The organism is Labilibaculum manganireducens, from assembly GCF_002843385.1.
Classification (GTDB): Bacteria; Bacteroidota; Bacteroidia; order Bacteroidales; family Marinifilaceae; genus Labilibaculum; species Labilibaculum manganireducens.
Window position 1 is genome coordinate 44,063 of the sequence record NZ_MVDE01000009.1, and the last position, 20,884, is coordinate 64,946.

The 20,884-nt window shown below is 36.9% G+C and carries 11 protein-coding genes; 7 read left to right on the plus strand and 4 right to left on the minus strand.

The genetic code is table 11. The features are described from left to right. Positions 1–6: 6 nt before the first annotated feature. From BZG01_RS07780 to BZG01_RS07795, 4 genes are all read right to left on the minus strand, one after another. Complete coding sequence (locus tag BZG01_RS07780; protein WP_101309266.1) at positions 7–693, minus strand: L-ribulose-5-phosphate 4-epimerase; 687 nt, start codon at positions 691–693, stop codon at positions 7–9. A gap of 91 nt (positions 694–784) precedes the next feature. Beyond that, on the minus strand, positions 785–2,641 hold the full coding sequence (locus BZG01_RS07785; RefSeq protein ID WP_101309267.1) for a sodium:solute symporter family transporter: 1,857 nt from the start codon (positions 2,639–2,641) through the stop codon (positions 785–787). Between the two features lie 82 nt (positions 2,642–2,723). Then, on the minus strand, positions 2,724–4,208 hold the full coding sequence (araA, locus tag BZG01_RS07790) for an L-arabinose isomerase (RefSeq protein WP_101309268.1): 1,485 nt from the start codon (positions 4,206–4,208) through the stop codon (positions 2,724–2,726). A 166-nt stretch (positions 4,209–4,374) separates the two neighbouring features. Beyond that, on the minus strand, positions 4,375–5,055 hold the full coding sequence (locus tag BZG01_RS07795; RefSeq protein WP_101309269.1) for an NUDIX hydrolase: 681 nt from the start codon (positions 5,053–5,055) through the stop codon (positions 4,375–4,377). Between the two features lie 291 nt (positions 5,056–5,346). On the opposite strand from BZG01_RS07795, the gene BZG01_RS07800 reads away from it, so the two are divergent. The 7 genes from BZG01_RS07800 (at position 5,347) to BZG01_RS07835 (ending at position 20,878) form a co-directional block, all read left to right on the plus strand. Then, positions 5,347–9,699: a two-component regulator propeller domain-containing protein gene (locus tag BZG01_RS07800; RefSeq protein ID WP_101309270.1), complete on the plus strand. Its 4,353-nt coding sequence runs from the start codon at positions 5,347–5,349 to the stop codon at positions 9,697–9,699. Positions 9,700–9,854: 155 nt separating this feature from the next. Continuing rightward, on the plus strand, positions 9,855–12,869 hold the full coding sequence (locus tag BZG01_RS07805; RefSeq protein ID WP_101309271.1) for a SusC/RagA family TonB-linked outer membrane protein: 3,015 nt from the start codon (positions 9,855–9,857) through the stop codon (positions 12,867–12,869). A 25-nt stretch (positions 12,870–12,894) separates the two neighbouring features. Beyond that, positions 12,895–14,472: a RagB/SusD family nutrient uptake outer membrane protein gene (locus BZG01_RS07810; RefSeq protein WP_101309272.1), complete on the plus strand. Its 1,578-nt coding sequence runs from the start codon at positions 12,895–12,897 to the stop codon at positions 14,470–14,472. A gap of 226 nt (positions 14,473–14,698) precedes the next feature. After that, a complete protein-coding gene (locus BZG01_RS07815; protein ID WP_245870315.1) occupies positions 14,699–16,309 on the plus strand; it encodes an arabinan endo-1,5-alpha-L-arabinosidase in 1,611 nt (536 codons plus the stop codon). Between the two features lie 22 nt (positions 16,310–16,331). Next, the gene (locus tag BZG01_RS07820; protein ID WP_101309274.1) at positions 16,332–17,366 is read left to right on the plus strand and encodes an arabinan endo-1,5-alpha-L-arabinosidase; all 1,035 of its coding nucleotides are present in this window, start codon (positions 16,332–16,334) and stop codon (positions 17,364–17,366) included. A gap of 27 nt (positions 17,367–17,393) precedes the next feature. Next, positions 17,394–19,001 (plus strand): alpha-N-arabinofuranosidase, encoded by a 1,608-nt coding sequence (locus BZG01_RS07825; protein ID WP_180327255.1) that lies wholly within the window; start codon positions 17,394–17,396, stop codon positions 18,999–19,001. Between the two features lie 320 nt (positions 19,002–19,321). Beyond that, positions 19,322–20,878: a carboxylesterase/lipase family protein gene (locus BZG01_RS07835; protein ID WP_101309276.1), complete on the plus strand. Its 1,557-nt coding sequence runs from the start codon at positions 19,322–19,324 to the stop codon at positions 20,876–20,878. The last annotated feature ends 6 nt before the right edge of the window (positions 20,879–20,884 follow it).

The window sequence follows — 20,884 nt, forward strand, 5'->3', positions numbered from 1 at the left end:
TTTTACCTACTGACCGTAATATGAATCTTTACCATGTTTGCGACTAAAATGCTTATCAGTCAGAAGAGAATTCATTGAGGCATTTGGCTGAATGGTTTTTGCTATGAAAGCCATTTTGGCCAGCTCCTCTAAAACAACACTATTGTGAACAGCATCATTTGCATTTTTCCCCCAGGTAAACGGACCATGATTTTTAACAATCACACCAGGAACATGCATCGGATTCAATTCTTTAAATGCTTCAATTATAACGGTGCCTGTTTCTTTTTCATAAGCTCCCTTTACCTCAGCTTCATTCATATCCCGTGTACAAGGAATTTGTCCGTTAAAATAATCAGCATGTGTAGTTCCCAGTATTGGAATCCCAATTCCTGCTTGTGACCATCCGGTTGCATAAGTTGAATGAGTATGAACAATTCCGCCAATCTCTTTAAAACTTTTATACAGCTCAAGATGAGTAGGCGTATCTGATGAAGGACGTAATTTGCCTTCCACAACATTCCCGTCCAAATCAACCACAACCATGTCTTCACTCTTCATTTCGGAATAGGAAACACCACTTGGTTTTATTACAACCAAACCATTTTCCCGGTCAACAGCACTTACATTTCCCCATGTAAAGAGTACCAATCCGTATTGCACCAATTCAAGATTGGCTTTAAAAACCTCTTCTTTTAACTTATTTAAGTCCATTATTTGAATTTTAAAAATTGCCTGATAGTTATTAACCTTACCATATTTAACTCAACTACCAGGCAATTTAATTCACACCTATTATATTATTTTACCAGAAATAAGCATATAATGCAACAATAATCACAACAATACCCATTGCACTAATAAAGAATGTTTTATCTGTCTGGAAAAGTTCAGGATCGAAAGAGTACGCCTTGCCATCCTGTTTCTTGGAATTTGCATTGGTAAACATGATTACGGCCAAAAAGGCCATCATAAATGTCATCATGAAAATTGAATGAAAACCTAGATGAGCTAAACTAACACCAAACAAATCAGTACCCCAAACAATACCTGCAACTAAAGTAATAATTGTTAATCCAGTAAATAGTTTACCACCCAAAAGCAACTTCTCACGATTTTTTTCTGAAATTTTTTCAGCTTCTATTTTATGACTATCAGTAAGAACCAGAATTACTGCCAAAGAAATTAAAGCCATACAAACATATCCCATGCGAATAATAAATGGCAATTCCGGCAATAACATTTTCATAAAAATCCCCATTGGTAAAGTAGCAATAGTAGTCCAAAGAGCTGCTCTGTTGGTTGCTCGTTTCCAAAGAATTCCCATTCCAAATACAACAACTACCCCAGGATAAATAAATCCGGTGTATTCCTGAATGTACTGAAATGCCTGATCCAATCCTCCCAACAATGGTTTCGCAGAAACGATAGCGATTATTAAGGCAAAAACGGCAGTAAGACGCCCCACCAATACCAATTTCTTTTCGGATGCATTTTTATTAATATGCTCTTTATAAATATCAAGAGTGAAAATTGTTGCTGTTGAATTCAGCATCGAAGCTAAAGACGATACAACTGCCGCGGCAAGTGCTGCAAACCCTAAACCTCGAATCCCTTCAGGAGCAAAATTACGAAGCAACCAAGGATACGCCTGATCCGGTCTGTCAATAGCACCTGATAATCCATCAATAGCTCCTCTTAAATCAGGATGATTAAACATTACGTAAGCAGTAATACCTGGTACGATAACAATAATCGGAATTAGAATTTTTAAATATCCTGCAAAAAGAAGTCCTCTTTTTGCTTCTTTCAAATTTTTAGCCGCTAATCCTTTTTGAATAATGTACTGATTAAAACCCCAGTATCCAATATTGGTAAGCCACATAGCTCCAAAAATAACAGCAAGACCAGGTAAATCTTTGAAGACTGTCGCATCTATATTTTCATCAATAATCATATTGAAATGAACATCTCCGGGAACTTCTCTAACTTTACTAAGAACCAGCAAAAAACCATCTATTGCAGAACCATCACCTGCTACTGCATCCAAAGCAAACCATGCAGTTATTAATCCTCCTCCAACAAGGAAGACAACCTGCACAACATCAGTCCAGGCAACAGCTTTAAGACCGCCGTAAACAGAATATATACCAGCAAAAAGAAGTAAAGCCGGCACTCCATATTCCATTGGGAATCCAAGAATTTGATCCATTGCAATAGCTCCTAACCAAGCAACAGAAGTAAGATTTACAAAAACGTAAACCAATAACCAGAAAAATGAGAAAAAGAAACTGACTCCGCTGCCATATCTTTCCTTGGCAAACTGAGGCATTGTGTAAATTTTCTTATCGATCATTTGCGGCAATAGAAACTTTGCAACTAAAATAAGAGTAATCGCAGCAATCCACTCATAAGCTGCAATTCCCAAACCAACAACAAAGCCAGAACCAGACATACCAATAAATTGTTCAGCAGAAATATTTGCTGCAATTAAAGATGCTCCAATAGCCCACCAGGAAAGTGTACCTCCAGCTAAAAAATAATCTTTAGAACTTTCCTCTACACCTTTTTTTCCTCGGGAAATCCATAAACCGAGACTTACAATTAATATTGCATAAGCAATAAAAACAGCATAATCAATGGCCGTAAAACCTGCATTCATAGTGATTAGTTTTATAAATACTCTCAGCAAAAAAGCCGAGAGTATTTTGAATTAGTATTGTTTAAATGATATTTGATATACGCTACAATCCCTTCGCTAAATGGTAATATAAATCATTCCATTTTAGCTCTTTTTTAAAATCTGAAATTGTTGTTGTATTTTCAATCGTTACGAATTCAACACCAACCATTTCGGCAAAGTCTTCAAGACATTCTTTGTTTAATGCCATGCTAAAACTAGTGTGATGAGCACCTCCGGCAAGAATCCATGCAGCAGCACCAATTTCCAGATTTGGTTGTGGAACCCATAGGGCACGGGCAACAGGAAGTTTTGGCAATGCTTTAGGTGTAATAACTGTCACAGGATTAACAATCATTCGCATACGTCCTCCCATATCAACAAGAGTTGCATTTATTCCCTCCCCTTCAGGCACATCGAATACAAAACGGGCAGGAGCATCTTTTCCGCCTATGCCAAGTGGATGAACTTCGATACTTGGAGTTTCTTTAGCAATTGAAGGACAAATCTCAAGCATGTGTGCACTTAATACTGAAGGACAAGCTGGATCAAGATGGTAAGTATAATCTTCCATAAAAGAACATCCGCCTTTCATACCAGCCGACATTACTTTCATGATTCTTACCAAAGCAGATTGTTTCCAGTCTCCTTCAGCTCCAAAACCGTAACCTTGTTCCATTAATCGTTGAGAAGCCAATCCCGGAAGTTGTTTCAACCCATGCAAGTCTTCAAAATTGGTAGTAAAAGCCTTATATCCATTTGCATCCAGGAATTTCTTCATTCCCAATTCTATCTTAGCCTGATAACGAATGTTTGAATTTGTTTTATCTGCCAATTTGTATTCGACAGCATAAACATCCATTAAAGAATCAATTTCTTGCTCTGTTATCGAATCCATACTAACAACAAGATCACCAACCCCGTGATAATTTACTTGCCAGCCCAATATTTTCTGAGCTTCAACTTTATCGCCTTCTGTTACGGCAACATGACGCATATTATCGCCAAAACGACAAATTTTTAAATTTTTGGATTCATTATATCCAACAGCAGATCTTGTCCAGCTTCCTAAGGTTTTGCGAACTTTTTCATCTTTCCAATGACCTACAATCACCTTACGGTTTAATCGCAATCGTGTGCAGATAAATCCAAACTCACGGCCGCCATGTGCTGATTGATTCAAATTCATGAAATCCATATCAATCTCACTCCATGGAATATCTCTGTTGTACTGAGTATGTAAATGTGCAAATGGTTTGCTCAATATACTTAAACCTTGTATCCACATTTTAGATGGGGAAAAAGTATGCATCCATGTAATCAATCCAATACAGTTGTTGTCTGTATTTGCCTCAAGACAACAATTATAAATTTCGTCAGGAGTTGTTAATACCGATTTAAAAACAATTTTTACAGGAATTGCGTCTGATGCATTAAGCCCTTCAGCAATTTCTTCTGAATTATCTTTTACTTGTTTTAGTGTCTCGGGACCATACAAGTGTTGACTTCCGGTTACAAACCAAATCTCTTTTTCTTTTAGCTCTTTCATTTTATTCTTATAGTATTTTATACTTTTTTATTAAATACAATTAATCTTCACATTAATAACAATAAGATTTACCAGCAGATTCAAATAAGTATTTTATCAGTACTTTCTACTTTTATACTAAGTAAAAAAAGCAAAAAAATGCTTCTTTAGTTTAAATTATCAAGCTTTAAAATTTAACGACTCTATCAAATGTTTTTTCAATATCTCCTTTAATCGCCCGATAATAAAATGCCCCTTTCTTGGATTCTGTAGTATTTTTAACATTCAATTTTTCCAGTCGCCCTAAGGATAAAACCTTTTTTCTAAAATTTCCCGGATCAAACTCCCTCTGAAAAATTGCCTGGTATAAATTTCGTAATTGCAGGAGTGTAAACATCTCTGAAAGCAATTCCTCTCCTATTAAATCAAAACTTGCTTTTTTCTGGAGTCTGTCCAACGCTTCGTGAACCATATTTTCATGATCAAAAATCATAGTAGGAAGCTTACTTATTGGCCACCAATGCGCTCCATTTTCGCGAACCAAATCCGTATCGTACTTATCAATTCGAATTAATGCATAGTATGCTAACGAAATAACACGCGTAGCCTCATCTCTTGACGGATCTGAGAACGATTGCACTTGTTCTAAGTAAATATCACTCAGCCCTGTTGTTTTCTTAAGCACTCTGCGGGCAGCCATATCAGCTGACTCATCTTCCTGAACAAATCCTCCTAACAAAGACCATCTTCCCATCGCTGGCTCAAATCCTCTTGGATAAAGTAATAATTTCAGTTCCCCTTCATGATAACCGAAGATCACACAATCGACAGCAACATGATATTTTGGGTGTTTATATTGTGGATTCATAATATTAATTTTCTCCTCAAATATATAAAGTATTTTTGACTTTTATTATTTTCTTGTAAAAAAAAATAAATTTCCGACGAAATTTACAAAAAAATAATATTAAACTCTTAAGCAATAACAAGCATTAATTTATTTTAAGGTTAATTTATTCCTGTCGGAATCAACAATAAATGATGCAAATTACGAATTCTTGGTTTTGCACATTCAAAGAATGTAAGTATACTTGTACAAATACCACATTTTGATAGTTCGATACACTCTTAATTTAAAATTATAAAAATACAGTATATCATGCGGCGATGTATTTTTTCCAGTTTCTTTATCCTTCTTTGTTTTTGCAGCAATACACTTATTGGAGAAACTCAAAAATCGCCAATTTCGCATATTCGTTTCCATTACTTAAATAACAACAACGGGTTAGCGCAAAACACAGTAGATTGTATCTTGCAAGACAGCCGGGGATTTATGTGGTTTGGAACGTGGAACGGACTGTGCCGTTACGATGGTTACACTTTTACGACCTATAACAAAACAAAGGATCTTAGCGGTATTCCTGACAACTTTATTCAATCGATGAGTGAAGACAGCAAAGGAAATATCTGGATTGGAACAAAAAATGGGTTAACCAGATTCCTTTTTAATGAGAATCGCTTTTCACTGCCTGAGAATATCAAGTCGAATCTAAACGGACACTCCATACCTCATATATCGATTGATAAACAAAATAAGATCTGGGTAGCGACAGAAGATGACGGAGTTTGGCTTATTGAGGAAGATAAAACAGACTCATATTCAGCTAAGAAGATTACTGAAATTGTTTTGCCAAACCAACACATCAGTCACATTTTAATTCATGAAGAAAATATTTTAATTGGAACCGAGAACGGTTTGGTGATTGTTAACAAGATAAATTTCCAAAACGATACTACATTAAACAAACTAATTAAATCCGTAGCAAACCTTGTTGTAAATTGCATTTTTGTTGACACAAAAGAAAATGTTTGGATCGGAACCTCTAATGGCTTATATCAATATGAGCCAGACAATAAACAAATCTATTTTTACACGCATCAGCCACAGAATTCATCTGGTTTAAACCACATAGCAATTACAGAAATTGTTGAAGACAATTCAGGCACAATCATCGTTGGTACTTTGGCCGGACTAAACTTTTTTGATCCAAGTTCGCACTCTTTTTATCATTTAGGTGATGATTTCAAAGAAGATCAAAAATTAAACAACCCCTTCATTAATTCATTATTAGCTGATAAACAGGGGAATGTATGGATAGGTACCGATAAAGGAGGTGTTAATTTTTACAACATTTATCAAAAGCCTTTTTATTCGATCACTCATACTCCATTAAACCCTAAAAGCATAAGTCACAATACAATCAACTCAATTTTAAGTGAAAAAAACATTCTTTGGATAGGAACCGCTGGCGGTGGTTTAAACAGAATCGTTAATAATGGAGAAAATGTTGACCATTTTAATCTTAGCAATTCACCTCAAGAACAAATTGGCGCGAACTTTATTACTTCAATATATAGAAACAGCAGTAAACAACTTTGGTTAGGTACATGGGGAGACGGTTTAAAAAGACTAAAATCAGTAATCACCAAAAATATTGATACCTATCGTAATAACTTTGAAGTTTCGAACAGTCTCTGTTCGAATTTCGTTTCCTCAATAACAGAATTAGATAAAGACCAATTGCTGATTGGAACATTAAAAGGACTCGATTTATTTAATATCAAGCTGAACACATTTACCCATATCGACAAGAAAATGAAACTGTTAAACCCTCTTGAGGTTGGATGTGTTTTAAGTGATCAGCAAAATAAGGTTTGGATTGGTACCCGTAATGGATTATTCCGCATTCCAAAAGATGAATTAAATCAACTTGATCAAAAAACAAGCATTAAATATGATGCCTTTTTCAATCAGCAGGATAACTCATTCTCTCTTCCTGGAAATTACATCATTTCCTTGTTTGAATCGAAAGACGGTACCGTATGGATTGGTACCTACGGAAGTGGAATCTGTAAATACACTATTGATAATAGCGGTAAGTTTCAATTTATAACTTATAATGACCAAAATGGTTTGTGCAATAATGTAGCCTATGCCATAGAAGAAGACAAACAAGGCAATTTATGGATCAGTACGGACAATGGTCTTTCTAAATTTAATCCGAAAACTGAATCTTTTCAAAATTACTTTGTAAAAGATGGACTTTTAAGTAACCAATTTTATTGGTCAGCATCAGATGTTGATGAAAATGGCAAACTTTATTTTGGGGGAATAGCTGGATTGAACTATTTTATGCCGGAAAATGTTGAATCTTACCAAGAAGCATCCAAACCTGTTTTTACTGAATTCTCAGTATTCAACAGACCCGTTGAAATTGGACAAGAATATCATTCCAATGTAATTTTAAATAAATCCATATCTGAAACAAACTCTATTGAGCTCTCCTACAAAGACGCAGTTTTCTCGATAGAATTCTCAGCTCTTGATTATTTTTTACCTGAAAAAATAAAATATTCATACCAAATGGAAGGTGTTGATAAGGATTGGGTTAATGTTCCTTCGAGCAGAAGATTTGCCAATTACACAAATCTTTCGGGAGGAGAATACAAATTCATGGTTAAAGCCTCTAACAGCGATGGTATGTGGTCAGACAAGATTGCAGAATTAAAAATAAAAGTTCATCCACCTTTTTGGCAAACAATGTGGTTTAAATTTATACTCCTGATTGCAATCGTTTTAATAATAATCAGCTACATTCAATACAGAACACGTTTTTTAAAAGAGCAAAAAAAGAAGTTAGAGAATCAGGTACTGGAACGAACTGAAAAAATTGAAGAACAAAAAGACAAACTAAGACACCAGGCTGAGTATTTACAACAAACAAATCAGGAATTAGCTGACAGGCAACTGTTAATTGGCGGACAAAAACTTGAACTTGAAATTCAAAATAAAAAGATTGCCCAACAGCGCGACAAGATGATTGAATTAAACAAGGAAGTGAAACAGGTAAACCAACTTCGATTGCGTTTTTTCACGAATATCTCGCACGAATTTAGAACTCCGCTTACCCTAATTATTGATCCTCTGGAACAATTAATGAAAAAATTAAGCGATGATCAAAGCACAATCAGCACTTTAAAAATTATTGACCGAAATGCCAAACGACTGCTTCATCTGATCAACCGTCTTATTTATTTCCGGCAAATCGAAAACGAAAAAATGGATCTGCTTGTGAGTAAAGGCAATTTAAATGAATTCTTACATGATATTTTTGAATCATTTGAAAATTTGGCTCAACACATGCAAATGAAGTACCATTTTGAAGCACAGCAAACAAATTCAGAAACATGGTTTGATGCTGAAAAGCTCGAAAATATTTTTTACAATTTGTTATCCAATGCTTTTAAATACACACCTGAAAATGGTGAAATTACAATGAAAGTTAAATTTGTAGAGAAAGATGCTGATAATATTTTCCCTGCACCTTATGCTTACATTGAAGTTACTGATAACGGAAAAGGCATTGCAAAAGAACATCTGCCATATATTTTTGAACGGTTTTACCATGTTGAATCCGAAAGAGAATTAGACAAGAATAACTCTGGTATTGGCTTAGCTTTAACCTCTGAGATTATTAAAATATTACACGGTAAAATTCAAGTTCAAAGTGAAATCAAAAAAGGAAGCTGTTTTCAAGTCTATTTGCCATATACAACCGATCGTTATAATGAAAAAGATTTAGACCGCAACAACACCCAGGCTGAGGTGAAATTAAAAGCCCGTGTTGATACCTTAGTTCATAACATGGTTAACCCAGAATCAAATTTAGGATTTGAAAATACTGGAAAACAGGACAAATCAAAACCATTGGTACTGATTGTTGAAGACAATTTTGATTTGCGTACCTTTCTAATGCAAACCTTAAAAGAGGACTATAGAATACTGGGAGCCGAAAACGGTAACATTGGCTTTGCGATGGCTAAAAAGCATTCTCCCGATTTAGTCATCTCTGATGTGATGATGCCGGTGCTTAGCGGCATTGAACTGTGTAAATGTATGAAAAAGGAGATTCAGACAAGCCATATTCCTATTATCCTGTTAACAGCAAAGAATATGGTTGAAAACTGGGTTGAAGGACTTGAAACCGGTGCTGATGATTACATTTCAAAACCTTTCAATCTGCAACTGTTACAGATTAGAATGAAAAATCTGATTGAAAGCAGAATGAAATTAAAACGAATGTTCAATTCGTCGCAAAACATTTCTGCGGAAAACATTACATCAAACCCTGTTGACGAAGAATTCATTAATAAAGTATATCGAATACTGGAAAAAAACTACACCAATCCCGACTTCACAATCAATCAGTTTGCCGGCGAAATGTTTGTAAGCAGCAGTTTGTTATACAAAAAATTGAAAGCAATAACAGACTTAAACATTACAAATTTTATTAACGCATTCAAATTAAAAAAAGCGATGGAGTTGATACAGGAAAACAAACTCCCAATTTCTGATATTGCATTTGCCGTTGGATTCAATGACCCTAAATATTTTAGCAGAGTATTCCGCAAACATTATGGAATGAGCCCCTCCGACTTTACACACAACTAACTCAAAAACAATAAGTAACACACATTCTCCAATAAGCACACTTCTTCATTTTCCGAAATCATCCACCCCAATTGTGTAATTGTCCACCTCTTTGAAGAGCTATCGACTTACATTGCAAACGTTATAAACGATAAGTAACATTTAATTTCTATTCTATGAAAAAAATATTTTTAGGCGGATTTTTGTTCTGCTTCCTGATTCTTTCAGGAGTAAGTCAAGCTCAAATTACCGTTAAAGGTGTTGTTTTTGAAACTACCGGCAATACAACACTCCCAGGAGTTAATGTTGTTCAAAAAGGAACAACAAATGGAACAATAACGGATATTAACGGAAACTATTCCCTAACCATTCAAGATCCAAATGCAAGTTTGATTTATTCCTTTGTAGGATATTTATCACAGGAAATTCCAATAAATAATCAAACATCAATCAATGTTACCTTACAAGAAGATGTATCAAAGCTTGATGAAGTTGTTGTTATTGGATATGGCACACAAAAAAAATCGGATTTAACAGGTGCTGTTAGTGTTATTGATACCGATGATGCTAAAAAAACAGTGACTTATGATGTAGCCAAAATGCTGCAGGGGCAAGCTCCCGGAGTTACCGTTCAATCTTCGGGTGAGCCAGGAGGATCGGTGAATATTAAAATCCGAGGCATTACTTCTTTTAATAATAACAACCCATTATTTGTAATCGATGGAATGATTGTTGACAATCCTAATGATTTCGCTCCCGGCGATATCGAATCAATGCAAGTACTAAAAGATGCTTCTTCCGCTGCCATTTATGGTGTGAGAGGTGCAAATGGTGTTGTAATCATCACCACAAAAAAAGGAGTTCAAAATGGAGATTTAAAAGTAAAACTCAAATCTCTTTTTGGCATACAGAATGTTGCCAGGAAAATTTCACTTACCGACAGAGAAGGATATCAAAAAATTACCAATGCTGCATACTTGAATTCAGGACAAGCGATACTTCCAGGCAACGATCCTACCAGCGAGTATTATATTGACAACGTAAATACCGACTGGCAGGATGCAGCTTTCAAAACAGGTATCATCCAAAATCATACAATATCATTTAATGGAGGTTCTGAAAATTTCGGTTACAATTTTAATACAGATTATTACAAAAACTCAAGTTATATAGATACTCCTCAGGATTATGAACGAATCTCAACCAGCTTAAATTTGAATGGAAAAAAAGGCAAATTTAAATATGGTGCTAAACTGGGTTATACAAAATCAGATAAAGAAAGTTTTAACGAATACAATGTAGGTACCTCATCGGTAATAAACCTGCTTCAATCAATCCCAACAATGCCTGTTTATGACGAAAACAGACTAGGTGGTTACGGAGGTACTGATAACCTGACTCAAAAGGCAATCACTTTAAATGTGATTGGATTCAACAACCTGATTGATAATCAAGCTGAAAGAAACAGATTTATTGGTAATATCTGGGGTGAGATTGAAATTGTAAAAGGCTTAAAATATAAAATTAGTGCCAGTGCTGATCAACTGGATACTCACACAAGATATTTTGTTCCACCAAGTGATTTAGGATGGTATTATATTACTACAAATTCGGAATCTTCGCTTGACATTAACGATAGCCGTAAAACCTTTACTTCGCTGGACAACCTGCTTACTTACAACATTGAAATAAACAAACATAAGTTGGATGCACTTGTAGGATGGGTTCAGGAAAAAACAAATTATTACAATCACTGGTCAAGAGGAGTTGGATTTGAAGACAATGAAATCAGTCATCTGGAATATGCTGACGACACCTCTACAGGTGAATACGAAAGTACAATAACCGGCATATCCTATTTAAGCAGAATTAATTACAATTTTGATAACAAATACTTTTTAACAGCAAATTACAGACAAGACAAAACATCTCTTTTTGCCAAGCAAAATAATACAGGAGATTACTTCTCTGTTTCCGGAGCCTGGAAATTGCACAACGAAAGTTTTATCACTCTTCCACAGTGGATGAATACTGCGAAGTTAAGAGGAGGTTATGGTACTTTAGGAAACAATACTGCAGGAGTATATGCCTACACTCCTACAACCAATAGTTTTGCAAGCTATCTTTTTGGAAATACATTAGCACCAGGTACAATTGTTGTTGATGCAACGGATCCTAATCTTAAATGGGAAGATACTGAAACTGTAAATGCGGCAGTAGAATTAGGAATGTTTGATAACAAACTACAGTTTACGGCTGAATATTACGAGAAAAAATCGACAGATCTGTTAGCCAGAGTTCCACTACCTCTTTCTACCGGAACAATTAGCAACGACTGGTCATCATCAGTTATGACAAATGCAGCGGCAGTAAAAAACACAGGCTTTGAATTCTTATTGAGTTATAACAACTCCTCAAAAGAGTTTAAGTACAATATTTCGGCAAATGTTGGAACACTAAAAAACAGAGTATTAAAAATAGGAACAGATGATACTCCAATTAATGGGACGAACTCAAGAACCGAAGTAGGACGGTCTATTGGTGAACTTTATGTGTACGAAACAGAAGATCTTTTTCAGAGTCAGGCAGATGTTGATTCTCATGCAACTCAGCCGGGAGCTGTTGCAGGTGATGTTAAGTTTAAAGATGTAAATAAAGATGGTTTAATTACCGATGAAGACAGAACTTACCAAGGCGTTTCAATTCCTAAAATTAGCTATGGTTTAAACTTAAACGGATCTTACAAAAACTGGGAATTCTCAATGTTCTGGCAAGGTAGTGCAGGTAATAAAATCTACAATGGAACTTACAATAGTTTGATGATTGGCGGGCTTGTAAATCATCATACAGACATGTTGAATTACTGGACTCCAACCAATACAGATACAAACATTCCACGTCCTGATCAATTGGAAACCAATCAAAATGCAAGAGCATCTGACCGATTTATCCAGAGCGGAAACTATATCAAACTACAAAATGCCCAGCTGGCCTATAATATTCCATTAAAAGCAAATAATATAGTGGAACATGCAAAAGTTTATGTTTCAGGACAAAATTTGTTGACCATTAGTAAATACAAAGGCTATGATCCTGACTTTATGAGTGATGGATTATTCTCCAGAGGTTTCGATTACGGGTCTTTTCCAAATCCAAGAACTTTTATTTTAGGTGTAGAGATTGACTTTTAAAATGCTTAAATAAAACAGAAATAAAATGAAATATAAAAATATTTACAGTATAGCTATTTTGTTTGCGCTGACCAGTTTGGTTTCAAGTTGTGTTAGTGAGGACGATTTAGTACAGATAGATCCAAATGTTGATACGGAAGAAGCATTTTGGAAGACAGATAACGATGCGCTTAAAGGAATTAATTCAGTGTATGGCAGTATGCTAATAGACGGCAGTTACATGAGAAGCACTCCTATGATGCTGGATTTAAAGGATGATGCAACCAGAAGTAACAGCCCTTGGACCGCAATGTCCGTTATCGGCAAATTCAACTCGAGTATTGCAAATCCAGATATTTACAGTTGGGCGTATCGTGATTTTTATCAGGGAATTTACCGCGCAAATCAGGTATTGGATAATGTGCCGTCCATTGAAATGGAAGATAGCAATTTGAAAGACCGTGTTCTGGGGCAGGCTTATTTTCTAAGAGGCTTGTATTTTTTCCACATGGTAAACATGTTTAAAAATGTTCCGTTGCCATTATCCAACAGTGAATTATATCACCAACAAAAAACAAATGAAGAAGGCTGGGCTCAGGTAATTTCTGATTTAGAAATGGCTGTCGGTTTATTGCCTGTTTCCTACGATGATGTATCCGGACTGGACGCAGGGCAAATAGGAAGAGCAACAAAAGGTGCAGCTTTGGCCTATATAGGAAAAGCACAATTGTTTACAAAAGACTTCGAATCTGCAAAAGTGACATTTAAGAAAGTTCTCGATTTGAAAGTGTACTCTTTAGTTGCTGATTACCGTGATAATTTCACCGTAACAAACGAAAACAATTCAGAATCTGTATTTGAAGTACAATTTAGCAGAGAAGCTGGTGGCGTAGATCTAAGCTGGGGAGGAACGCCTGCACCTGGTTGGGGAAGAACCTCAGGAAGAGCAATTACATATGGTGCTGCGGGCTTTGGATATGCAGATTTACAACCTACCTGGGCATTGTTTAATGAATACAGAGAAGAATTAACAGTTGATGGAGAAGTAGATCCGCGGTTAGACGCAACAATATTCTACAATAAAAATGCATACGACGGTGTTGGAATGTCATTATACGGTCAGGATTTCGCAACATTTTATGCAGCTAACGAATCCAATCTAAATGATTTATACTGCAGAAAGTATGAAAATTCTGATGGCGATTTTGCAAACGAGTATGATTGGAGATCTGGAATTAACGAACGCATCATGCGTTATGCAGATGTGCTGTTAATGTATGCGGAATGTTTAAACGAGACCGGAGCCACCAATGATGCCTATCAGTACATACAAATGGTGAGGGATCGTGTAAACCTGCCTGATTTAGCAACCGTTAAACCAAACATGACACAAACCGCAATGAGAGAGCAAATTGCCCATGAACGGTTTTTAGAACTTTCTTTGGAAGGACACCGTTTTGATGACATCCGCCGCTGGGGATGGTTAGAAGATGCATCTAAATTAGCCTGGCTAAAATCAAGGGATGCTGAATTCAACACCTATACTCCTGGCCGTGAATATTTCCCAATCCCTCAATCCGAAATGGATACAAACAAGGGAATGGTACAGAATGATGGCTACTAAGCCAATTCAGACCTAATTTTGAGGATGTCCACTTTTTGTGGACATCCCCTTATTTAATCATCAGATCACGAAGAATACTTTGGTATTACTGACCCTATAGATCTGTTTTGGTGATGAAATCATCAAATTCAATCCCTAAAATAAAGGACAAAAAAGTAGTATTAATAGAGTTATTTAGAACAGAAATTATAATCCTAAATAACTCTTATTTTATAAAAAACAGATGATGAGATTTATTTCTTCAGCAGCGTTCGTGATTTTTCTAATGACTGCAGGCTGTTCCAGTAATGATAATATTATTGATCCCGAAGAACCGGATCCGGTAGTAGAAAATCCTCCGGCGGATGATTTTTCCGGTCCTGAATATGCTGATGATTATTCAGCCATATCAGGTTGGGACAATCGGACTTTCTGGAATTTGGCCAATGTTCATGACCCTTCTGTAGTATATGATGGAGAGTATTATTACATGTACGGAACAGATGCTTCCTATGGGAATGCACACGAGGGGCACGGACATTTTCTTTATCGCAGATCAAAGGATTTGGTTGACTGGGAATTTCGTGGAATGGCAATGACCGAAACTCCTTCATGGGTAAAAGACACACTCAACAGTATGAGAATTCAGGCAGGGCTTGATATTATAGACTCTCCTGTTTATGGACACTGGGCTCCGGTTGTTCGGAAAGTTGGAAACAAGTACCGAATGTATTACAGCATTGTAATTGACAATTACATTGAATCAGGAAAAGCCAATACTCCTGCAAACTTTGATGGTTCCTGGACAGAACATGCTTTTATCGGTCTTATGGAATCGGATGACTTAAGCAGTAATACCTGGGTGGATAAAGGAATGGTAGTTAGTTCTGTTTCGGACAGAGAAAACAACTGGACGCGTTCAAATACTGGCGATTGGAATGCCTATTTTAAATGGAATGCAATAGATCCGACTTTTATTATTACCCCGGAAGGAAATCACTGGCTGATTTATGGTTCGTGGCATTCAGGCATTGTCGCATTACAGGTGAATCCTTCAACAGGAAAACCCGATAAACTGGCATCAATTGAAGACTACGGAACTCTTATTGCACGCCGTCAAAACAGCGAACTTAATCGTTGGCAGGCACAGGAAGGTCCTGAAATTATTTACAATGAAAAAACAGGATTCTATTATCTGTTCCTGGCTTACGATGAACTGTCAGTTGCCTACAATACCAGAGTATGCCGATCAACAAGTATCACAGGTCCTTATTTTGGTATTAATGGAACCAATATTACCGAAGGAGGCGAATGCTGGCCCATGTTAACACATCCGTACAAGTTCAACAATCATTCAGGCTGGGTGGGAATTTCGCACTGTGCTGTTTTCAAAAACGAAGAAACAAACGAATGGTTCTACAGCTCGCAAGCCCGCTTGCCTGCCAATACAAATGGAAATGCCTACAGCAATGCCATTATGATGGGGAATATTCGAAAAATTGCATGGACAGAAGACGGCTGGCCGGTTGTTATGCCTGAACGTTATGCAGGTGTGCCACAACCAAGCATCAGCGAAAGCGATTTAACAGGTACGTGGGAAAACATATCAATGAATTACGAATATAAGGTTCAGCAAAAATCATCTCAACTGATTCTTTCGTCCAACATGACAGCATCCGGGGCATTAAGTGGTACCTGGTCTTACGATCAGGACAAAAAGATTCTTACCATTGGTGAGCAACAGCTCAATCTGGAAAAAGGATGGGATTGGGAAGCATCACCCCGGACAACAACTTTTACCTACTCAGGCTTAACAGCCGGAGGAAGACCTGTTTGGGGTAAAAAAACAACAAAATAATAGTTACAAAATCTATATTACAATGCAAAAATCATCTATAAAAATTAGTGAAACGCTTGTGAAGTTGTTCTTTTTTGCAAGTTTATTATTGTTCACTCAAATATCTGTTGGGCAAAATAAAATTTCCGTTCATGATCCTGTGATGATCCGCGAGAATGATACGTTCTACTTGTTTTGTACTGGATGGGGAATCAATGTTTGGTCCTCAACAGATATGAAAAATTGGACAGATGAGAAACCTGTATTTGACAATCCTCCAAAATGGGCTGTTGAAGCTGTTGATGGTTTTAAAGGTCATATTTGGGCTCCGGACATCTCTTTTTTTAACGGACAGTATTATTTATACTATTCCATTTCGGCCTTTGGAAAAAACACTTCTTGTATTGGCTTGGCAACCAACAAAACACTAAACGCAAACGATCCTGATTTTAAATGGGTTGATCATGGCAAAATCATCCAATCTTTTCCAAACAAAACAAATTGGAATGCTATTGATCCCAATCTAATCGTAGATGAACAAGGTCAGGCATACCTGAGTTTTGGTTCTTTTTGGGATGGAATCAAATTGGTGAAACTTTCCGATGATGCAATGTCGGTAGATGATGATTTAACCGAAATTCCAACCATAGCCTCTCGTAAAGAAGATTCCCGTTTACCCAATCCTCCGGCAATTGACAACAATCCTGTCGATGCAGGAGGAAATGCCATAGAAGCTCCCTTTATATTTAAAAAAGACGGGTACTACTACCTTTTCGCATCTATTGATTATTGCTGTAAAGGCGTAAACAGCAACTATAAAATGATTATTGGCCGATCAAAGAATGTAAATGGCCCCTATCTGGATAGAGACAACAAGCCAATGAACACAGGAGGTGGTACCATTCTTTTAGCAGGAAATAAGGATTGGTACGGACTTGGACACAATGCAACTGTAAGTTTTGATGGAACCGACTATTTAATTTTCCATGCTTATGATGCTTCTGATAATGGCATTCCAAAACTCTTAATTAAAGAAATTACCTGGGATAAAGATCAGTGGCCAACCGTTAAATTATAAAACACAATACAAAATAAAGCTGTAAATATGAAGATTATAAAATCAAAAAAATATGCAATTGCTGTTCTAAGCTCGCTGACAATTCTGGTGGGTATGCAAACATTATCGGCACAAAATGCACGCATCAAAATTGATGTTGACCGAACTATTGGTGAGGTAGATAAAAATATCTACGGAAATTTCGTAGAGCATTTGGGTCGTTGTGTATACGGAGGTATTTACGAAGAAAATTCTCCTCTTTCCGATGAAAACGGAATTCGTTTGGATGTACTGGATGCTGTAAAAGAACTGAATGTCTCGATTACCCGTTACCCGGGAGGAAACTTTGTATCCAATTACAATTGGAAAGATGGCATTGGTCCAAAAGATGATCGTCCTGCCAGAATGGAATTGGCTTGGTCGCGTTTGGAAAGCAACCACTTTGGAACGGATGAATTTATGGCTTATGCCAAAAGAATGGGAACAGAACCTTATTTTTCTGTAAACATGGGAACAGGAACAATAAAGGAAGCCCAGGAATGGGTAGAGTATTGCAACGTTAAAAGCGGTCCTTACTATGCCGAACTCCGGAAAAAGAATGGTCACGAAGAGCCATACAACATTAAATACTGGAGTCTGGGAAATGAAATGGATGGATTTTGGCAGATGGGTCATCTAAATGCTGAAGATTACAGCAAAAAAGCAAGAGAGGCAGCCAAATTGATGAAACTAACATCTCCGGAAATTAAGCTGATAGCAGCCGGTTCGTCAAATTACCGTCCCAATGCAGATCCCAACGAATGGAACGAAAAAGTACTTCACGAATTGCGTGATGTTATTGATTATTTAGCCTTGCATATGTATGTTGGCAATGTTGAAAACAATTATTACAATTTCGTTTCCTCTCCTTTAGTTCTGGAAGAACGAACCCGTGTTGTAAAAGGTTTGATTGACCGCGAAATGGAAAATGCAGACCGGGGAAACCGCCCGCCAATTTATATCGCCTGGGATGAATACAACATTTGGTATCGTGCCCGAGGAGAAGAAACTATGGCAGGTACCAAAGCGCTCGAAGAACGCTACAATTTAGAAGATGCACTGGTAATTTCTGGCTTTTTAAATGCATTTATCCGGAATGCAGATATCGTGAAAATGGCGAATATGGCACAACTTGTGAACGTTATTGCGCCTATATTCACATCCGAAAAAGGAATGTTTAAGCAAACCATCTTCTATCCTATTCAGTTATTTGCCAACAATGTAAAAGGAACCTCTCTGGATGTTCATGTTGATTGTGAGACGTATGATACCGGCGAATTTTTCATAGGATTGGGCGAATCAACAACCATTCAAAAAGACGTTCCATTTTTGGATGTTTCGGCTACCTATAATAACGGCGAAGTAATTGTTTGCGTAATGAACCGTAATAAAGACAAGGCAATTACAACAGACTTACTTTGTCAGGAAGGAATTTTTGACGGCGAATTTGAGGTGTACGAAATAAATGGTTCTGACATTAAATCTGAAAATGACTTCGGGAAAACAAGTGTCGAGACAAAGAAAAAGTCTTCTTTAAAAGTGAAGAAAACAGATAAAATCACTTACGATTTTCCGGCACATTCTTTTACCATGATAAAAGGCTCGATAGTTAAGTAAATACATTTGTTCAAAGTTTGTAGTTAGAGATGAGAATTAATTCTAATTCTCATCTCTTTTTTTTATGTGTATTTTTGCAACTAATCCTGAACACCGTTCTTTATTTTACATGCAGCAATTTGGCATGGAAAGAATTAAAAACGGGCATCAATATTTCTATAACAGAGAAGCAAATTCAATCTTTTTAATTAAAAAATTGAATTTGGAGTGCGATCATTGCACCAGCAAATGCAGCATTTCCACAAATACAGACATTGAATACTTTAAGAAACCAACTTTAAAATAGAATGCGGAATTTTCTAAATCATTAAATTATAAAAATGAAAAACTTCAATTATTTTACTGCTTTACTGCTCCTGTTTATTACAGGTGCCTGTTCCACACTTCCTCCGGAACAGGTAAAAGTTGAACAAGGTATTGTTCAAGGTACAATGGAAAACGGACTAAGAGTTTTTAAAGGAATCCCTTTTGCTACACCTCCTGTTGGCGAATTACGTTGGAAATCCCCTCAACCTGCAGAAAAGTGGAAAGGAATTAAACAAACAACAGAGTATGCACCTGCCCCGATGCAGGGAGTCACCCCAAGTTCAGGGATAAGTGAAGATTGTTTGTACTTAAATGTTTGGACACCCGCAATGTCATCCGATGAAAAACTACCGGTATTGGTTTGGATTTATGGCGGCGGATTTAGTTTTGGCACCACCAATGATCCTGCTTGTAATGGTGAAAATCTGGCAAAAAAAGGTGTGATTGTCGTTAGCATCGCCTACCGTGTTGGCCAATTAGGTTTCTTGGCTCATCCTGAATTAAGTGCAGAGAGCCCTAATCATGTATCGGGGAATTATGGTTTATTCGATCAGATTGCCGGTTTGAAATGGATACAGAAGAATATAGCCAATTTTGGCGGCGATCCTCAAAAGGTAACCATATTTGGCGAATCAGCCGGTGCTATTTCGGTGAGTATGTTGTGTGCTTCTCCATTGGCCAAAGGGCTTTTTAAAGGAGCCATTTCGCAGAGTGGCGGTTCCTTTGGTCCAAAACGATCAACGACTCAACCGGGAGAAAACATGAAATCACTTCAATTGGCTGAATCGGAAGGTGTTGAATATATGAAAAATATGGAAGCTTCCTCAATTTCAGACCTGCGCAAGCTACCTGCTGAAAAATTTATTCCAAAAACCTGGACTTTGCCGGGCAGTTGGCCCATTATAGATGGGTATGTAATTCCCGATGACCAATACAAACTATACGAAGCGTACAAATACAACGATGTGCCTGTGCTTATTGGTTACAACTCGGACGAAGGTGCCAGCTTTTCTCCGGGAAGAACACCTGAAGAATATATAGCCAGTGTAAAAAACAGATTTGGACAATTTGCCGATACTTTACTGCAGGTTTATCCGGTAGGAGAACATACCGTTCCAAAATCGGCAAGAGACATTTCGCGTGATGCCGCATTTGGGTGGCATACATGGAGTTGGGCACGTTTGCAATCGCAAACCGGAAAATCGAATGTGTATTACTATTATTTCGATCAGCACCCCAATTATCCAAAAGGTTCCCCCCAGTATGGTTATGGTTCCCCTCACGGACAAGATGTTCGTTACGCCTTTATGAATCTCGATTCTTTAAATCCAAATACAACCCCATCAGACTTTAAATTATCCGAAGTTATGGGTACTTATTGGACTAACTTTACTAAATATGGAAACCCTAATGGAAAAGGTGTCCCTGAATGGCCAACATTCAGTAACGAGCATCCGAATGTGATGTATTTATCTGGATCAAAACCTTTTGTTGGTAATGTTCCCAGTGAAAAACCGCTGCAGGTATTAAATGATTATTTTAAATGGCGACGAACCATAGAGTATAAATAGCTGTGA